This window comes from Amycolatopsis sp. cg5, assembly GCF_041346955.1.
Taxonomy (GTDB): domain Bacteria; phylum Actinomycetota; class Actinomycetes; order Mycobacteriales; family Pseudonocardiaceae; genus Amycolatopsis.
The window spans coordinates 462,418-479,891 of record NZ_CP166849.1; the positions used below are offsets into that span (position 1 = coordinate 462,418).

The 17,474-nt window shown below is 67.4% G+C and carries 21 protein-coding genes; 17 read left to right on the top strand and 4 right to left on the bottom strand.

Annotation, left to right across the window (positions count from 1 at the left end; translation table 11 throughout):
* Positions 1 to 203: 203 nt before the first annotated feature.
* The 14 genes from secY to truA all read left to right on the top strand — a co-directional run bounded on the left by secY (position 204) and on the right by truA (position 8,639).
* Positions 204 to 1,511 carry a preprotein translocase subunit SecY gene (gene secY, locus AB5J62_RS02410; RefSeq protein WP_370950151.1) on the top strand — a complete coding sequence of 436 codons (1,308 nt, stop codon included), beginning with the start codon at positions 204 to 206 and terminating at the stop codon, positions 1,509 to 1,511.
* Positions 1,508 to 2,062: an adenylate kinase gene (locus AB5J62_RS02415; RefSeq protein WP_370946445.1), complete on the top strand. Its 555-nt coding sequence runs from the start codon at positions 1,508 to 1,510 to the stop codon at positions 2,060 to 2,062. Before secY ends, AB5J62_RS02415 begins: the two co-directional genes overlap by 4 nt.
* Before the next feature lie 44 nt (positions 2,063 to 2,106).
* A complete protein-coding gene (map, locus tag AB5J62_RS02420; RefSeq protein ID WP_370946446.1) occupies positions 2,107 to 2,883 on the top strand; it encodes a type I methionyl aminopeptidase in 777 nt (258 codons plus the stop codon).
* 59 nt (positions 2,884 to 2,942) lie between these two features.
* Positions 2,943 to 3,236, top strand: coding sequence for a nucleotidyltransferase family protein (locus AB5J62_RS02425; protein WP_370946447.1), 294 nt, complete (start codon positions 2,943 to 2,945; stop codon positions 3,234 to 3,236).
* 19 nt (positions 3,237 to 3,255) lie between these two features.
* The gene (locus AB5J62_RS02430) at positions 3,256 to 3,567 is read left to right on the top strand and encodes a DUF86 domain-containing protein (protein WP_370946448.1); all 312 of its coding nucleotides are present in this window, start codon (positions 3,256 to 3,258) and stop codon (positions 3,565 to 3,567) included.
* 218 nt (positions 3,568 to 3,785) lie between these two features.
* Complete coding sequence (gene infA / locus AB5J62_RS02435; protein ID WP_033384191.1) at positions 3,786 to 4,007, top strand: translation initiation factor IF-1; 222 nt, start codon at positions 3,786 to 3,788, stop codon at positions 4,005 to 4,007.
* Positions 4,008 to 4,044: 37 nt separating this feature from the next.
* Positions 4,045 to 4,158, top strand: a complete 114-nt coding sequence (gene rpmJ, locus AB5J62_RS02440; protein ID WP_004558882.1) for a 50S ribosomal protein L36 — start codon at positions 4,045 to 4,047, stop codon at positions 4,156 to 4,158.
* 210 nt (positions 4,159 to 4,368) lie between these two features.
* Complete coding sequence (gene rpsM, locus AB5J62_RS02445) at positions 4,369 to 4,749, top strand: 30S ribosomal protein S13 (RefSeq protein WP_091293650.1); 381 nt, start codon at positions 4,369 to 4,371, stop codon at positions 4,747 to 4,749.
* Complete coding sequence (locus AB5J62_RS02450) at positions 4,746 to 4,931, top strand: hypothetical protein (RefSeq protein WP_370946449.1); 186 nt, start codon at positions 4,746 to 4,748, stop codon at positions 4,929 to 4,931. The genes rpsM and AB5J62_RS02450 overlap by 4 nt, the downstream gene beginning before the upstream one ends.
* Before the next feature lie 18 nt (positions 4,932 to 4,949).
* Positions 4,950 to 5,357: a 30S ribosomal protein S11 gene (gene rpsK, locus AB5J62_RS02455; RefSeq protein ID WP_091293653.1), complete on the top strand. Its 408-nt coding sequence runs from the start codon at positions 4,950 to 4,952 to the stop codon at positions 5,355 to 5,357.
* A 23-nt stretch (positions 5,358 to 5,380) separates the two neighbouring features.
* Positions 5,381 to 5,986 (top strand): 30S ribosomal protein S4, encoded by a 606-nt coding sequence (rpsD, locus tag AB5J62_RS02460; RefSeq protein ID WP_370946450.1) that lies wholly within the window; start codon positions 5,381 to 5,383, stop codon positions 5,984 to 5,986.
* 106 nt (positions 5,987 to 6,092) lie between these two features.
* A complete protein-coding gene (locus AB5J62_RS02465; RefSeq protein ID WP_370946451.1) occupies positions 6,093 to 7,166 on the top strand; it encodes a DNA-directed RNA polymerase subunit alpha in 1,074 nt (357 codons plus the stop codon).
* A 39-nt stretch (positions 7,167 to 7,205) separates the two neighbouring features.
* Positions 7,206 to 7,748, top strand: a complete 543-nt coding sequence (gene rplQ, locus AB5J62_RS02470; RefSeq protein WP_370946452.1) for a 50S ribosomal protein L17 — start codon at positions 7,206 to 7,208, stop codon at positions 7,746 to 7,748.
* 66 nt (positions 7,749 to 7,814) lie between these two features.
* Entirely contained in the window at positions 7,815 to 8,639 is an 825-nt protein-coding gene (gene truA, locus AB5J62_RS02475; protein ID WP_370950152.1) for a tRNA pseudouridine(38-40) synthase TruA, read from the top strand.
* A gap of 111 nt (positions 8,640 to 8,750) precedes the next feature.
* Here the strand turns inward: truA and AB5J62_RS02480 are convergent, their stop codons facing one another.
* Together AB5J62_RS02480 and eccE are read right to left on the bottom strand one after the other, a co-directional pair.
* Positions 8,751 to 9,470: a hypothetical protein gene (locus AB5J62_RS02480; RefSeq protein WP_091293661.1), complete on the bottom strand. Its 720-nt coding sequence runs from the start codon at positions 9,468 to 9,470 to the stop codon at positions 8,751 to 8,753.
* Entirely contained in the window at positions 9,467 to 10,648 is a 1,182-nt protein-coding gene (gene eccE / locus AB5J62_RS02485; RefSeq protein ID WP_370950153.1) for a type VII secretion protein EccE, read from the bottom strand. Before eccE ends, AB5J62_RS02480 begins: the two co-directional genes overlap by 4 nt.
* A gap of 541 nt (positions 10,649 to 11,189) precedes the next feature.
* Here eccE and eccB point away from each other — a divergent pair.
* From eccB to AB5J62_RS02500, 3 genes are read left to right on the top strand one after another with little or no spacing between them, the layout of a single operon-like run.
* Positions 11,190 to 12,770: a type VII secretion protein EccB gene (gene eccB / locus AB5J62_RS02490; protein ID WP_370946453.1), complete on the top strand. Its 1,581-nt coding sequence runs from the start codon at positions 11,190 to 11,192 to the stop codon at positions 12,768 to 12,770.
* Between the two features lie 57 nt (positions 12,771 to 12,827).
* Positions 12,828 to 13,139: a hypothetical protein gene (locus AB5J62_RS02495; RefSeq protein ID WP_370946454.1), complete on the top strand. Its 312-nt coding sequence runs from the start codon at positions 12,828 to 12,830 to the stop codon at positions 13,137 to 13,139.
* On the top strand, positions 13,136 to 14,074 hold the full coding sequence (locus tag AB5J62_RS02500) for a WXG100 family type VII secretion target (protein ID WP_370946455.1): 939 nt from the start codon (positions 13,136 to 13,138) through the stop codon (positions 14,072 to 14,074). The genes AB5J62_RS02495 and AB5J62_RS02500 overlap by 4 nt, the downstream gene beginning before the upstream one ends.
* Before the next feature lie 68 nt (positions 14,075 to 14,142).
* On the opposite strand, the gene AB5J62_RS02505 is transcribed toward AB5J62_RS02500, so the two are convergent.
* Together AB5J62_RS02505 and eccD are read right to left on the bottom strand one after the other, a co-directional pair.
* The gene (locus tag AB5J62_RS02505; RefSeq protein ID WP_370946456.1) at positions 14,143 to 15,765 is read right to left on the bottom strand and encodes a S8 family serine peptidase; all 1,623 of its coding nucleotides are present in this window, start codon (positions 15,763 to 15,765) and stop codon (positions 14,143 to 14,145) included.
* A gap of 8 nt (positions 15,766 to 15,773) precedes the next feature.
* Positions 15,774 to 17,138: a type VII secretion integral membrane protein EccD gene (gene eccD / locus AB5J62_RS02510; protein WP_370946457.1), complete on the bottom strand. Its 1,365-nt coding sequence runs from the start codon at positions 17,136 to 17,138 to the stop codon at positions 15,774 to 15,776.
* Positions 17,139 to 17,474 lie beyond the last annotated feature (336 nt).

The following is a 17,474-nucleotide window of genomic DNA, read 5'->3' on the forward strand; positions in this document are numbered from 1 at the left end:
CCCGACCTACCTGAGTAGGTAAAAGGCGCACACATTGCGGGCACGGTCCGTGAAGCTGTTAGAGTCGGCGACACGCTTCGGGACGAGTGTGCCCCGAAGCGTTCCTGGCTTGCCTGCCAGTGAGGTTGTGTTCCCGCCGGACGCAAGTGCCGGCTAAGCCGTTCGTCGGTTCGATGGCCGACGACGCCGAGGAGGTCCCCCGCGTGCTCAGCGCCTTCCGCTCGGCTCTCGCGACGCCGGATCTGCGTAAGAAGATCCTGTTCACGCTGATGGTCGTGGCTATTTACCGGATCGGTGCGGTCACCCCGGCTCCCGGGGTCTCCTATCCCAACGTGCAGGCATGTCAGAACGCGGTGCAGGAACAGGGCGTCTACTCGCTGCTGAACCTGTTCAGCGGCGGCGCGCTGCTGCAGTTGTCGATCTTCTCGACCGGCATCATGCCGTACATCACCGCGAGCATCATCGTCCAGCTGCTCACCGTGGTCATCCCGCGGTTCGAGGAGCTGAAGAAGGAAGGCCAGGCAGGCCAGTCCAAGCTGACGCAGTACACCCGGTACCTGACGGTCGCGCTGGCGATCCTGCAGGCCACCGGCGTCGTCGCGCTGGCCGACCGCGGTGCGCTGTTCCAGGACTGCAAGGACCCGGTCATCCCGGACAACAGCATCTGGACGCTGGCGATCATCGTCATCATCATGACCGCGGGCACCGCCGTCATGATGTGGCTGGGTGAGCTCATCACCGAGCGCGGTGTCGGCAACGGCATGTCCGTGCTGATCTTCCTGAACATCGCCGCCCGGATCCCGTCCGAGGGCATGAACATCCTGCAGTCGTCCGGTGGCGTCGTCTTCGCGATGATCTGCGTGTTCGGCCTGCTGATCATCGCCAGCGTCATCTTCGTGGAGCAGGGCCAGCGCCGGATCCCGGTGCAGTACGCCAAGCGCATGATCGGCCGCCGCATGTACGGCGGTACCTCGACCTACCTGCCGATCAAGGTGAACCAGGCCGGTGTCATCCCGGTCATCTTCGCCTCGTCGCTGCTGTACCTGCCCGACCTGATCAGCCGCCTCGTCGGCGACCCGAACAGCAACTCCGGGTGGCAGGTCTTCCTCAAGAACTACGTGGTCAACCAGTCCAACTGGGTGCACGTGCTGCTGTACTTCTCGCTGATCATCTTCTTCACGTACTTCTACATCACGATCACGTTCAACGTGGACGAGCGTGCGGAGGAGATGAAGAAGTTCGGTGGCTTCATCCCGGGCATCCGCCCAGGCCGCCCGACGGCGGAGTACCTGAGCTTCGTGCTCGGCCGGATCACCCTGCCCGGCTCGCTGTACCTGGGCATCATCGCGATCCTCCCGAACTTCTTCCTGTCGATCACCGGTCCGTCGAACAACCAGAACTTCCCGTTCGGTGGCACGGCGGTGCTGATCATGGTCGGTGTCGGCCTCGACACCGTTAAGCAGATCGAGAGCCAGCTCATGCAGCGGAACTACGAAGGGTTCTTGAAGTGACCCGACTGGTTCTCGTTGGCCCGCCCGGCGCGGGCAAAGGCACTCAGGCGGTGGCGCTCTCGGAGCAGCTGCGCATCCCGCACATCTCGACCGGCGACCTGTTCCGCGCGCACGTCGGCAACCAGACGCCGCTCGGCCAGGAGGCCAAGCGGTACCTGGACTCCGGCGAGCTCGTGCCGGACACGGTCACCAACGAGATGGTCAGGGAGCGGCTCGCGGAGCCGGACGCCAAGTCCGGCTTCCTGCTCGACGGCTTTCCCCGCAACACCAAGCAGGCCGAGGTGCTCGGGCAGATCCTGTCCGAGGCCGACCTGGCGCTCGACGCGGTCATCCAGCTGGATGTCGCGGAGGACGTCGTCGTCGGGCGCCTGCTCTCGCGTGGCCGCGGCGACGACACCGAAGAGGTCATCCGCCGTCGCCAGCAGATCTACGCGTCGGAGACGGCGCCCCTGCTGGAGTACTACGCCGACAAGCTGATCACCGTGGACGGCGTCGGCGAAGTCGACGAGATCTCCTCGCGGGTGCTGGAAGCTCTGCGCGAACGCCAGTGAATCTCGGAGGATTGCGTGTTCTGCAGTTTTTCCGTCGTGGGCGCATGATCGAGGTCAAGACCCACGGCGAACTCGAGGCGATGCGCGCGGCGGGACTCGTCGTCGCGCGCACCCTCGCGCTGGTCACCGAGGCCGCCAAGCCCGGTGTCAGCACGGCCGAGCTCGACGAGATCGCCGAGCAGACCATCCGTGACGCCGGCGCCGTGCCGTCCTTCAAGGGCTACCACGGTTTCCCCGCGTCCATCTGCGCCTCGGTCAACGAGCAGATCGTCCACGGCATCCCGTCCAAGGCCCAGGTGCTCGCCGACGGCGACCTCATCTCGGTCGACTGCGGCGCGATACTCGACGGCTGGCACGGCGACTCCGCGGTCACCCTCGCGATCGGCGCGGTTTCCGACGCCGACCTGGCGCTGTCCGCGGCCACCCAGGCCGCGATGTGGGCCGGCGTCGAAGCGGTCACCCCGGGTGGCCGGCTCACCGACATCTCCCACGCCATCCAGGCCGCCGCCGAAAAGGTCGGCGAGGCCGACGGCATCGAGTACGGGATGATCCTCGAGTACGGCGGCCACGGCATCGGCCGCCAGATGCACATGGACCCGTTCCTCCCGAACGTCGGCAAGCCGGGCAAGGGCCCCCGCCTCAAGGTCGGCATGGCACTGGCGATCGAGCCGATGCTCACCGGCGGCGGCGGCGAAACCCGCGAACTCGACGACGGCTGGACGGTCGTCACGGTCGACGGCTCGCGCGCGGCCCACTGGGAGCACACGGTCGCGATCACCGAAGACGGTCCCTGGGTCCTCACGGCCCCCGAAGGTTCCTGACGCGCTTCCGTACTAAGAGTAGAATTCCTCTTAGTATTGAGCCGGAAGGAGTGTGACGCATGAGCTTCGAGCACATCGACCATGCCATGCTCCGGGAGATATGCCTGAGGTACGGCGTCGACAGGCTTTCGGTGTTCGGATCCGTGGCCCGGAACGAAGACACGCCTTCGAGTGACATCGACCTGATCTACAGCCTGGCACCGGGTGTGCAGCTCGGCTGGGAGATCGAAGACTTGGCCGACGAACTCGCCAAGTTCTTCGGGCGGCCGGTTGATCTGGTCTCGCGACGGGCCCTGCATCCGCTCTTGCGTGACGACGTGCTGGCCGAAGCGAAGCCGGTCTATGCGGCGTGATCGCCTGTTCATCACCGAGATGATCGATGCCGCGGAACAAGCGCGGTCCCTGATCGCCGGTATCACCCTCGATGAACTCGAACGTGATCGGCAGCGTCGCGATGCGCTGCTGTGGAACTTCACCGTTCTGGGTGAGGCTTCGGGGAAGGTGTCGGCTGAGCTGAAATCCGATCATCCCGAGGTGGCTTGGCGCAGGCCTGCCGACACGCGCAATCGGATCGTGCACGGGTACTGGTCGATCGATCTCGAGATCCTCTACACGACGGCGACCAACAATCTCGGCGACCTGATCAAAGGTCTTCGCGCGGTGCTGGACGGTCTTGGCGAGTAGTTCTCACTGTGCGCTTGCGTGCGGGCCTAGCACAGGCGGACCCCGCTGGGAAGCTGCGACACGAGTTGCGTACACTATCAAGTCGGCAGACTCGTGTCGCCTCGTTCCAGCGCGCTCGTGAATTCTCACGCACATTGGACCCGGGGTGGAGTGTGCCGAAGCCAAGCACTCGAAGCTCGAAGTAGTCACACAGTGTAGCGACAGGAAATGCGGAGGATATGGGCAAGAAAGACGGGGCCATCGAGGTCGAAGGCCGCGTAGTCGAGCCGCTTCCCAACGCGATGTTCCGCGTCGAGTTGGAAAACGGCCACAAGGTCCTCGCTCACATCAGCGGCAAGATGCGGCAGCACTACATCCGCATCCTTCCGGAGGACAGGGTCGTCGTAGAGCTTTCGCCCTACGACCTAACGCGTGGTCGCATTGTCTACCGCTACAAGTGATCACGAAGAGTAGAGCACAAGCAGGAGAGCAGGAGACGTGAAGGTTCAGCCGAGCGTCAAGAAGATCTGCGACAAGTGCAAGGTGATCCGCCGTCACGGCCGGATCATGGTGATCTGCGAAAACCTGCGGCACAAGCAGCGGCAGGGCTGATCAACCCGCACTCGTAACAGAGTGGATTGACGGCTACACAAACCTCCCCGCACCTGCCGGACCGTCACGTACGGCCCGGCTTCACCCCCGGACTTCAGGCCGGGGCCAGGGCACCGACCGCGCAAGCGGGCGGACGACATAGCGAGTCGGCCCTGGGACCGGACGGGGAGCAGACCTGAAGAGACGAATCGAGAAGGAGCACCAGCGCCAATGGCACGACTCGCTGGCGTAGACCTCCCCCGCGAAAAGCGGTTGGAGATCGCGCTGACCTACATCTACGGCATCGGCCGTACCCGTTCCAAGCAGCTCATCGCGGCTGCGGAACTCAACGCGGACACCCGCGTCAAAGACCTCAGCGATGAGGACCTCCGCAAGCTCGGGGTTCACATCGAAGAGAACTTCAAGGTAGAGGGTGACCTTCGCCGCGAGGTGAACGCCGACATCCGTCGGAAGATCGAGATCGGGTGCTACGAGGGCCTTCGCTGGCGTCGCGGACTTCCCGTCCGTGGTCAGCGCACGAAGACCAACGCCCGTACCCGTAAGGGTCCGAAGAAGACGGTCGCCGGCAAGAAGAAGGCTGGCAAGAAGTGAGCGTCCAGGGGAAGAAGGTCGTGCACATGGGTGGCTCTCGCCGCCGCAGCACGGCTTGCGTTTCACCCAAGGCGCTCTATGCCCGCCCGATGGCCCTTCGCCAGCTGTACACCGACGCGGGATCTGTCATCCGCAACGGTCAGCGCGAAGCACAGGCCGCTCACCAAGAGAACGCGCGCTAACAGGAGATCACCCAGAAAATGCCACCGAAGACTCGTTCCGGCGCTGGGACCAAGAAGGTCCGGCGCAAGGAAAAGAAGAACATCGCGCACGGTCACGCGCACATCAAGAGCACCTTCAACAACACCATCGTCTCGATCACGGACCCGACCGGTGCCGTGATCGCGTGGGCGTCGAGTGGTCACGTGGGCTTCAAGGGCTCGCGTAAGTCCACCCCGTTCGCCGCGCAGATGGCCGCCGAGAACGCCGCCCGCAAGGCCGCGGAGCACGGCATGAAGAAGGTCGACGTGTTCGTGAAGGGTCCCGGCTCCGGCCGCGAGACCGCGATCCGTTCGCTGCAGGCAGCCGGCCTCGAGGTCGGCACCATCCAGGACGTGACCCCGCAGCCTCACAACGGCTGCCGCCCGCCCAAGCGGCGCCGGGTCTGAGGAACGGGGAGGAGTAAGAAGAAATGGCTCGTTACACAGGCCCCGCTACGCGTATTTCCCGTCGCCTCAAGGTTGACCTTGTGGGTGGCGACCAGGCGTTCGAGCGTCGTCCTTACCCGCCCGGCCAGCACGGCCGTGGCCGGATCAAGGAGTCTGAGTACCTGCTGCAGCTCCAGGAGAAGCAGAAGGCTCGCTACACCTACGGCGTGCTCGAGCGTCAGTTCGTCCGGTACTACAAGGAAGCCGTCCGGCGTCCTGGCAAGACCGGTGAGAACCTGCTGCAGATCCTCGAGGCCCGCCTCGACAACGTGATCTACCGCGCCGGCATCGCCCGCACCCGCCGTCAGGCGCGTCAGCTGGTGAGCCACGGCCACTTCCTGGTCAACGGCGTGAAGGTCAACGTGCCTTCGTACCAGGTCACCAAGTGGGACATCATCGACGTGCGGCCGAAGTCGTTCGCGATGCTGCCCTTCGTCGCGGCCAAGGAGTCCTTCGGCGAGCGCCCCATCCCGGCGTGGCTGCAGGTCGTCTCGGCCAACCTCCGTGTGCTGGTCCACCAGCTGCCGGAGCGCGCGCAGATCGACGTTCCGGTTCAGGAACAGCTGATCGTCGAGCTCTACTCGAAGTAATCCGGCCCCGGCCGGATACGGGCGGCGGCGCCCACAGTGCGCCGCCGCTTCGCCATCCCTTTCGGCGTCATATGGCGGTCGCCGTTTGGAAAGGAAATAGGAAGCAATGCTGATTTCGCAGCGACCGGCTCTCGCAGAAGAGACGGTCAACGAGACCCGTTCCCGGTTCACCATCGAACCGCTGGAGCCCGGCTTCGGTTACACCCTCGGCAACTCGCTGCGGCGCACGCTGCTGTCGTCCATTCCGGGCGCGGCGGTCACGAGCATCCGCATCGACGGCGTGCTGCACGAGTTCACCACCGTTCCCGGGGTGAAGGAAGACGTCACCGACATCATCCTGAACCTCAAGGAGCTCGTCGTGTCCTCGGAAGAGGACGAGCCGGTCACCATGTACCTGCGCAAGCAGGGCCCCGGTGAGGTCACCGCTGCCGACATCGTGCCCCCGGCCGGTGTCACCGTGCACAACCCGGATCTGCACATCGCGTCGCTGAACGGCAAGGGCAAGCTCGAGATCGAGCTCGTCGTCGAGCGCGGCCGCGGTTACGTTCCGGCGCTGCAGAACAAGCAGGCAGGCGCCGAGATCGGCCGGATCCCGGTCGACTCGATCTACTCGCCGGTGCTGAAGGTGACGTACAAGGTCGAGGCCACTCGTGTCGAGCAGCGCACCGACTTCGACAAGCTGATCCTGGACGTCGAGAGCAAGCCGTCGATCACGCCGCGCGACGCGGTCGCGTCGGCCGGTAAGACGCTGGTGGAGCTGTTCGGTCTCGCCCGCGAGCTGAACGTCGACGCCGAAGGCATCGAGATCGGCCCCTCCCCGCAGGAGGCGGACACCATCGCGGCCTACGCGATGCCGATCGAGGACCTGGACCTCACCGTCCGGTCGTACAACTGCCTCAAGCGCGAAGGCATCCACACCGTCGGCGAACTGGTCTCGCGCAGCGAGGCCGACCTGCTCGACATCCGCAACTTCGGTGCGAAGTCGATCGACGAGGTCAAGCTCAAGCTCGTCGGCCTCGGCCTCGCGCTCAAGGACAGCCCGCCCGGGTTCGACCCGACCGCGGCCGCGGCCAGCTACGACGGAGAAGGCTGGTCCGAGGGCGTCGACGGTCTCACGGACGGCATTTCCGACAACGGCCACGACGATGGCCAGGACTACGCAGAGACGGAGCAGCTGTAGGCCGGGTAGGTCTTTGGCTGTACTGAACTAGGAGAACCGATGCCCACGCCCACCAAAGGCGCCCGTCTCGGCGGGTCGTCCGCCCACGAGCGGCTGATCCTGGCCAACCTGGCCACGCAGCTGTTCGAGCACGGCAAGATCACCACGACCGAGGCCAAGGCCCGGCGGGTGCGTCCGCTGGCCGAGAAGCTGATCACGAAGGCGAAGCGGGGCGACCTGCACAACCGCCGTCAGATCATGCGCGTCGTCCGCGACAAGACGGTCGTGCACAAGCTGGTCGCCGAGATCGGCCCGCACTTCGCCGAGCGTGCGGGTGGCTACACCCGTATCACCAAGACGATGCCGCGCAAGGGCGACAACGCCCCCATGGCGGTCATCGAACTGGTCCAGGAGAAGACGGTCACCTCGGAGGCCGAGAAGGCCCGCGGCACCAAGTTCGCGAAGGACGCCCCGAAGGCCGCTGAGGTCGTCGAGACTCCCGCCGAGGACACTGCCGAGACGCCTGAGGTCGTTGAGGCCGCCACCGAAGAGGCTCCGGCCGCTGACGAGGCCGCCGAGACCGAAGAAGCCAAGAAGGACTAATTGGCTGCAAGCACGCCGGACGAGCCCGCTTCTCCCTCCGGGGAGGGCGGGCTCGTTCGTATTCGCCTGGACATCGCCTACGACGGCACGGACTTCGCGGGCTGGGCGCGTCAGCCTGGCCTGCGCACGGTCCAAGGCCTCGTCGAAGACGCGCTTTCGAAGCAGCCGCCCGGCCTTTCCGTGCCACGGCCGGTGGTCGTCGCCGGCCGGACGGACGCCGGCGTGCACGCGTCCGGCCAGGTCATCCACTTCGACGTGGTGCCGGGTCAGCGCGGCCGCATCGAGGTCGACTCGCGCGGCATCCCCGACCTGGAGCGCATGTGCTTCCGCTGGAACCGCTACCTGCCCGGCGACGTACGCGTACTGGCCGCCCAGGTCGCTCCTGAGGGCTTCGACGCTCGCTTCTCGGCCGTGCGCAGGCACTACCGTTACCGCGTCTCAGACGCTCCCTGGGGCGTGGATCCGTTGCGGCGCAACCACACGCTCGCCTGGAACCGCCCGCTGTCCGTGGAACGCATGAACGAGGCGGCGGCTTCTTTGCTTGGCCTGCAAGACTTCGCCGCCTACTGCAAAGCCCGCGAGGTCGGCACGACCATCCGCGAACTCCAGCGCCTCGAGTGGACCCGCACCGGCCCCCACGCGCTCCAAGTCCACGTCTCCGCCGACGCCTTCTGCCACTCGATGGTCCGCAGCCTGGTCGGCGCCCTGCTCATGGTCGGCGACGGCCGCCGCCCCGTCGACTGGCCCGAGGCCGTACTCGCCAGCCGCACCCGCGACTCCGCGGTTGCCCCGGCACACGGCCTGACACTCGAAGCCGTCGACTACCCGGCCGACGCCGAACTCGCCCTGCGCGCCTCCCAGACCAGGGCCACCCGCTCACCCCAGCCCTGATCCAGCTAAAAAAATCCCAATGTGGCTTTCGTCAGCTCAGAGCTGACGAAAGCCACATTGGGAAGCTGAAAACTGACCAATGCCGCATTGGGATTTTTTCCCAGGCCGGGGTCAGTCGCCCCGCCGCACCGGGCCCAGTATCTGCTGCTCCTTGCCGGTCGTGACCAGGCGAAGTGGCCGCCACAGGTTCAGGCCGAGCGCGATGACCTGGTCGTCCTTCAGCGTGGTCAGCTGACGCATCATCTGCGGCGGCAGGCGCCACAGGCGCGCGGCCAGTTCGGCCTGACCGGCGGGGAGACGCTGCATCAGCACCAGGTCGGCCGCGTTCGCGGTCGCGCCCGCCTGCGGGTGCAGGTAGGGCAGGACGTAGATCGTGGTCTGCCACGGCGACCGCGGCGGGAACAGGTCCTGCGGGGTCGGACCGCCGTCGGTGACCACGAGCAGCGGCGCGTCCTCGGACGGGCGCGGCAGGTCGACCGGGGACAACCGCCGGATCTGCACGAGCGGCGGGCGTCCTGGCTGCTGTGTGCCTGCGGCCTTCTGGAGCACCTGCCAGGCGGCGGGACGGCCGGTGGCCACGACGACCCAGGCGCCGACGGCCATCGCGCGCATCGCGACCTGGCGGGCGAGGTAGAGCCCGCCGACCAGGACGATGCGGGTCGGGGTCGACCGCAGCGCCGAGATCGTCAGCGGCTCGCCCTTGAGGCCGGAGCCCAGGACGATGCCGCCGCGGTCGCCGGACGGGCTGATCGCGTCGAGCATCGCCGGGTCGACCGTGAACTCGGGTGCGACGCCGGCGGCGCCGCCCGCGTCGCGAAGTCGTGAACTCATGCCGTTCCTCCGATCGGCAGCGTCGCGTTGAAGCCGGCGATCTGCAGGCCGCGCAGCGGCGTCAGCGAGACGCCGAGCCGGTCGGAGATGCCACGCAGCCGCTGGTCAGCCTCGTCGAGCTCACGCGGGTTGCGCGCGCTGAGCCGCACGACGCCGCGCAGGCCGACCTTGCCGTCGTCCGAAGCAGGCGAGATCGACATCGCGACCGTCGCCGACAACGCACGCACGCTGGTCAGCGCGTTGAGGCTGTTGGTGATCTTTCCCTTTGGCCAGTTCGAGATCGCGTAGCTCGCGTGCCCGATGCCCGCCGCGGTGAGGCCGGTCCAGCTCTCGTTCAGGCTGACCTTCTGCGGCGAACCGGCGACGGCGGTGAGCTCGGCGGCCGAGATGCTGGCGCGCAGCAGCTCGTCGGGGTCGAGCGGACGCGTCGGCACCCCTTGCGACTCCAGCGCGTTGCGGACGCGGGACAGCGCGCCGATCAGCGCACGGTGCGCGCCGACCGTGCCGCCGCCACGTTCACGCACGGCCGCGGCGCACCGGCGCGGGTCGAGCCGGATCGCCACCCAGGTGGTGCGCCTGGCCGCCGCGGGCAGCGGGCCGAGCACTTCCATGTACGAGCTGAGCGCGGGCGAGTCCGACGGAAGCGCCGCGCTGCCCGGGTAGCAGTGCCAGATCGTCTGGATGGAATCGAGCACCACACCGCGGTCTTCGAGGCACGGCGCGAGCGCGGCCAGCGGCAGGCTCGGCGCGCCACCGGCCTGGGTGATCAGCGCGGGCGCCGGCTCGACGAGCAGGACGGCGGTCCACGTCCCGTCGTTCCACGCCAGGCCGACCTGCTGCCGCTCGTGGTCGACGCTGTGCGCCACGACCAGGTCCGGCACCGTGAGGCGCAGCAGGTTCACCCGCGCGTCGTCCGGCCCGGTGACCGTGGCGTCCTCGGCCGCGATGCTCTCGAGCGAGCTCGGCGGCAACGGGTTCGCCACCCGGTCGTGTGACCGGAAGGTGTAGCGAGCGGTAAGTCCAATCCTTTGGGTGAACCAGCCGCCGCCGAACCGCAGGAAGCCGATCACCAGCGCGACGGCGACGATGCCGATGCTGACGTACTTCAGGTCCATGTCGATCGCCAGCAGGATCAGCCCGATCGCGAAGCCGACCTCGAGCACGACGAGGTTCGCCACCGGCAGCGGGCCGAGGCTCGTGTGCCCGCTACGGCGCCGCGTCGGCGGCGCCACGTGCACGGCTGGCGCGGGCGGGGGAGTCGGCGGCTGCTGACCGGACGGCGGCGGCCCGCCGGGACCACCGGGCGGGGGTCCACCAGGTCCACCGGGCCCTCCCGGACCGCCTGGGCCACCAGGGCCACCCGGACCGCCGGGCCCACCGGGGCCGCGCGGAGGACCGGGCGGCGGCCCGCCTGGGCCGCCCTGCTTGAGCGGAGGGCCACCGAGCGGCGCGCCGGGACCCCCTGGTCCGCCTGGTCTGCCCGGCCGCGGTGGCGGCATGGGGGGCCGTCCTTGCGGCGGCGGGCCCGGCGGCCCTGGCGGACGCGGAGGAGTGTTGACGGACATCCGCTCGTTCTCTTCCCCTCGTGCTGACTGGTACCGGAAAGCCGGTCCCGGGGTGCCCGACCCTAGCTTGAGTTGGTAGAAACCCCACACCAGACGGTCCCCGTACGGCTATCCTGCGGAACCGTACCGCGACTGGGAGAGCTGTAGGTCGAGAATGCCATCAACACCCACGACGAAGTCTCAAGTCCAGGCTTATCAGTTCGTTCTGCGACGTATGCAGTCCGCGCTGGTCCGCCGGGACGCCGTGATGCTGAACGACCCGATGCGCACGCATTCCCGTGCCACGATCGTCGGCTTCTTTCTGGGCATGATCGGCATGATCGGTTTCGTGGTCTGGGGCCTGCTGAGCCCGGCGCCCGCGGTGCCGGAGGCCGGCAAGATCGTCATCGGTGAGCAGTCCGGCACCGTGTACGTGGTCATGGGGAATCCCAAGAAGCTCTACCCCACGTTCAACATGGCGTCCGCGCGATTGCTGCTGATGGCACAGGGCGGTGCGAGCGGCGGCAAGCCGTCGCCGGCGACGGTCGTCTCCGACGATCAGCTGCGTGACGTGCCTCGCGGGCGGCTGACCGGCATCCCGGACGGCCCGCAGCTGCTCCCCAGCGCGTCGCAGCGGATTTCCAACGACTGGGCGGTCTGCGACGAAATCGGCATCGACCGTTCACTTCCCGGCGACCTCAGCGGGATAAACGAGACGTCCGTTTACGCGGGTGTCCCGAAATTGGGCCGTGAGCTGGCTAACAATGAGGCCTTGCTCGCAAAGAGCGCGACCGGCAAGACGTATCTCGTTTACCGGCTGCTCGACAACGCGAATCAGCGGAACGCGAATACGGTGCGCGCCGAGATCGACGCGAAGAACAGCGGGCCGGTGAACACCGCTCTCGATTTGGTCAACACGACGCCTCGTTTCATCTCGGAGGGGATGCTGAACGCGATCCCCGAGGTGCCGATGCTCACCAAGCCCGCCATCGAGGGCACCGACACCGCGCCTCCGTTCGAGATGAACAACCTCAAGGTCGGTGGCGTCTTCTCGACCTCGCCCGCCAGCGGGCCGAAAGACTTCTGGGTGGTCACCAAGACCGGCATCCAGCACATCTCGCCGGTCGTCGCCGACATCATCCGCGGCTCGATCAACGGCAACACCATCCAGGACCTCGGCCTCGGCAAGCTGCAGAACGTCCCGCAGCTCAAGGCGGGAGACCCCGGCGCGCTGCAGGTCCAGGACTACCCGCAGACCAAGGTCGCCGTGCTGGACCCGGCCAAGCAGTCCGAGGTCGCCTGCCTCGGCTGGAGCATCAAGGGCGATGGCAACGGCCGCGACGTGCACACCTCGGTCTTCGTGGACAACAAGCTCCCGGCGCCGAAGGCCGACTCGATCCAGCTGGGCACGCCCAGCCCGGACCGTGGCCTGGTCAACCGCTTCTACATGAAGCCAGGTTTCGCGGCGGCGGTTCGCTCGGTGGTCTCCAAGGAGCAGTTCGACCGGGGCAACATTCAGCTCGTGTCCGACCGCGGCCTGCGCTACGGCGTGCCGGACGTGAAGACCGCCGAAGGACTCGGCCTCGACAACCTCCAGCCCGCGCCGGACTCGATACTCGCGCTGCTGCCGGTCGGTGCGTCGCTGAACACCCAGGACGTGCTCGCCACCTACGACTCGGTGCCGATCGACAAGGCGGCCAAGAACTACCCGACCGCGCGCCCGTCCTCGGCAGCCGCCCCGCCGCCCGGCAAGTAAAACCGGAACCGGCGGCGGGTGGCCGCCGTCGGATCGGGGACGAGCGGAGGACTGCAAGTGGCTGGGATCAATGTCAGCGGGGACGTGATCGTCGACTACGCGAAGAAGGTCGACGACAACGCCGCCGAACTGCGTGCGGCCGCCGAGCCGCTCGGCGCCGAGGACGTCGCGCCGGAGGCGTTCGGCGGCCTGGGCACCGAGATCGGGCTCGGTGAGTCGTACGCGCGTGCCTCGGAAGCGTTGCGCGGTCAGCTGATCGCGGGTTCCGAGGCGCTGAAGTCGGCAGGCGAGGCGCTGCACCAGGTCGTCGCCAAGCACAGTGACGGCGACGAGGAAGCCGCCGAGATGATCGCGCGGGTGAACCGATGACGGCGACGCTCGGCCTCGAATACCTGAGCATGCTCGCCGAGCAGCTCGGCGTGAACGATCCGGTCAAGGACTACCTGGACCCGGTCGTCGGCAAGTGGGAGCAGCTCGGCGCCGAAGCGGCGAAGTGGCGCGCGGCCGCCACCGCGGCAGGCCAGGTGTCCGACGAGCTCGCTTCGGATCTCGGCAAGCTCGACGCGGCCTGGTCCGGCAAGGACGCCGACGCGTTCGTCGTCTACATCGAGCAGATCAACATCGCGGGCACCGACGTCGAGGACGCGATGAACGCGATGGCGACCGCGCTCGACGACGTCGCGGGCGCGGTCAAGCAGATCGCCGACGAGCTGAACGACCTGCTGGTGGACACCGCCGAGCTGACCTCCGAGACGGCCATGCTGCCGGTCGGCGGAGACAAGCGGGCACGCGCTCAGCTGGTCGAGGCGCAGGAGTCCGCCAAGGCGCTTTACGAGGCTGCCAGGGACGTTCTAGAGGCCTTTGGGCGCTTCTGTGACGGCGTAGACGGCCCTGACGCGGCCACGCGGACCATCGAGATCTCACACCGTTATCCGGAGAAGCGCTTCAAGCTGCACGACGTCATCGACGCGGCCGCGGCTGAAGCCGAGGCCACCACGGCTTCGTCGGCGGATTCCCAGCAGCAGCAACAGAATCACGATGCCGATGACGGCGTCGCACCGGCGGCAGGCATCGCGGCCGGCGCGGTCGTCGGCGGCGGCATGGGCATGATGATGCCGCCGATGATGGGCGGCATGGGTGCGGGCGCCGGCGGCGGTCAAACGCACAAGACCAAGCAGCGTCAGCAAACCAAGCCCGCCGAGCTCTTCGGCGAGCCCGAGCAGGTGGTCCCGCCGGTCATCGGCGAGACCGAAAAACCCCCGCCCGCCAAGAAAACCGACACACCCAAGGACCCCAAGGCCTGAAAACGGGGATAAAGCGGGCTTTACCCCGCGTGATAAAGCCCGCTTTACTCCCGGGAGTAAAGCGGGCTTTATCGCAGGTTCTTGGCGGGATCAGGACTTTCGGTGCGGTTGCGCCGGACCGTGTGCACCACGAACAACGTGATCAGCAGCGCGACCAGGCCGCCGCCGGTGCCAGCCAGCGCCACCACCATCGGCTTCCAATTCGCGTCGTTGGCGGGCGGCAGGTCGGCGGGGAAACGGACCGGGACCGGTGCTTTCAGGCCGCGCTCCGACGGCAGGGTCGACGTCAGCGCCGCCATCGGGTTGATCACGCCGTAACCGACGAAGTTGTCACGGCCACCGGGGGAGGCGGGGTGCTGCGCGGTCTCGGTGATCCGCTTGATCACGTCGCGCGCCTTCAACTCCGGGTACATCTGACGGACGAGCGTCGCCACTCCCGCGACGTAGGGTGCCGCGAAGCTCGTGCCCTGGATCTGGGATGGCTCGTTGCCGCCCTCGATGGTCAGGTTCGCCAGTCCACTCGACTCCGGTGCCGGATCCAGCGAGATGATCTCCGTGCCGGGCGCGGCGACCGTGACCCAGGGGCCGAAGACGCTGAACGGAGCCACGCTGCCGTCCTTGTGGATTGCGCCGACCGAGAGCACGTGGTCGGAGAACCACGGCGGTGAGACAATCGACGTCGGCTTGTCCGGGTTCGGCTGGTCGTTCTGCTTGCAGCTGTCGCTGGTGTTCCCGGCGGCGGCCACCACGACGACGTCCTTGACCTCCACGGCGTATTTCACCGCGGCCTGCAGCAGCTTTTCGCCGGGATTCATCGGAAGCAGCGACGAACGACAGTTGTCGACCGACAGGTTCATCACCCTGACACCCGAGATGTTCGCGGCATGCACCACGGCCTGTGCCAAGCTCGTCAGCGTGCCGGCCGAGCCCTCTTCCTCTTGCTGGCGACCGGTGTTCTTCTGGTTCGGCTGGGTATCGCCGTGGAACGACTGGCCACCGGTGTCGTCGCCGGAGTTTTCGTTACTCGGCGTCTCCGACTTCGACTCGCCACCGCCAGGCGCCTCCGACGACGATGAAGCCGCTGATGAGGTCTGGTCCTTCTTCCTGTAGTTCTGGCTCGACTGCCTGATCGAAACGATCCTTGCGTACGGTGCCACCCCGATGAACCCGATGCCGGTGTTCTTCGGATTCGCAGCGATGATGCCCGCGACTTCGGTGCCGTGACCGTCGCAGTCTTTCAAGCCCTTCTCGTCGGGGATGACGTAGTCACCACCGCCTTCGACGCGGTCTTGGAAGTACGGGTGCGGACGGACGCCGGTGTCGATGACCGCGACTTTGAGCCCCTCGCCCGGCTGCGCCTTTTTGTTCGCCTGAACGATCTTTTGAAGCTCTTCGATCTGCAGATACTGCTGGCCCCACGGCTTGTTCGGAAGGTCGACGTTCACGCTGAGGTTACTCGAGACGCATTTGTTCCCCTGCTCGTACGGGTACGGTGGCTTGATTTGGTCCTCGGGCTGCTGCACCGAAACCGGCGGCGGAGCCCAGGACGGACGATCGTCGCTCTGGCTCGGTGACGGAGTCGGTGATGGTGTGGTCGACTCCTGTGCCCATGCGGGCAGCGAGCCCACCGGGCTCAGCACCCCGATCCCCGCCGCGAGCAGCAGGCTGGCCGTGCGCTTTCCCCAGTTCATGCCAACACTCACTTGAAGTTGATGTGCCGCAGCGTCGCGTAGAGATCCATCACGCCGAGCGCGAGGGGGACGACCGTGGCGATGCAGATGGCCTCGATGATCTCGACCGTGCGCCGCAGCGGCGGCGAGAACCGCTGGTTCGGGAACACGACGCCGACCACGAGCGAAGCGGCGGCGACGATCACCAGCACGCCGAACACCCACAGCAGGCGGCCCATCGGGCTCTGCGCCCACATCCAGCCGAACAGGATGCCCGCGCCGGAGATCATGCCGGTGGTCAGCAGCGCGATGGCCTGGCTGCCGTTGGCGTACGACCTGGCGCGCAGCAACAGGACCAGCGTCGCGACGACGCCGAGGATGAAGCCGAAGACGCTCGGCGAGGTGGCCGCGATGACGGCGGACAGCGCGGTCGCGATGCCGCAGCCGATCAGCAGGCCGGTCATGTAGTTGTGCGCGACGATCGTCTTCTGCTCGATCGACCGGAAGTCGGGGAAGCCGGAGTCTTCCTTGAGTTCCTCGGCGGTGCTCGGCACGTGCGGCAGCGGCAGCTTCGCGAGCCAGATGGTCGCGCGCGGCAGGATCGAGATGCAGGCCAGCGCGATCGCGGTGGTGCCTGCGGCGATACCGGCCGCTGGGTGCGCGACCAGCGTCGCGAAGAGGAACGCGGCCGCGCCGAAGCCCGCGGCGGTGGCGGCGGCGATGAACGTGGTCACGCCGCGCCCGATGATCATGATGCAGACGGCGGCCACGATGACCACCAAGGTCGAGCCCAGCAGCAGGTTCGCGCGCATGGACAGGCCGGGCACGATGTAGAAGCCGCTGACGAAGGCCATCGGCAGGCCGCCCGCCGCGGCGATCAGCACGCCGGTCGACTCCGCGTCGTAAGCCTTCGCGAGCGTCGCGCCGATGGCGACGCAGGCGATCGCGGCGACACCACCCGCGATCGCGGAGATCAACGCGTTGCCGCCGAAGAGCGAACCACCGAAGAACAACGCCAGCGCGGCGGCGAACAGGCCGACGCCGCCCGCGATGTGCCCGAAGCGCTGCGCGGTTTCCTTTGTCCACGGCCGGAAACTGTCCGGCGAGGACTCGGCGATCGCGTCGACGACGTCGTCGTAGAGCGGGGGCGGCGGGTTCTCGTTGCGCTTGCGCAGCTGCAGCAGCTCGCCGTCGATGACGCCGAGCGACGCGAGCGTGCGCGCCGGGTCGAGCGGGGCGTCGCCGAGCTTGGCCAGCGCCCAGCCACCGTGCCTGGCGCCACCGTCGGCGGTGGCCTCCTTGGCCATTTCCAGCAGCATCGGCAGCAGGTCGGCCACCGCGACGTCGGCGGGCAGTGCCACGTCGATCCGGGTGCGTGGTGCGACCACCGTCACCCTGCTGAAAACAGTCGTGCCCGTTGCCACTGCTAGCCCCCTGCCTGGAGTGAACGCTCGCGGTCACCGACAGGTCCCCGCAGCTGCATCTTGCCTTCGCCGGTCAAGAAGGTACCCGCCGGGGCGGGCCGCCGTGGGATAACGCCCTGGTTCGGCCGAACGGCCCAATTCTGTCGGTGTGCGGTCCTAGTATTAGCGCACCGGCCACCGCCGTGGTGCCGGTTCGCGCCAACCCGACCGGGTTGGGCGGTCTTGACCGTACCGGCGCCGGTGGTTCGCTACCGTGTGGTTCACCCGTGGCAGCGCTGCTGGCCGGGCCTGGGACATCGCCGAGTT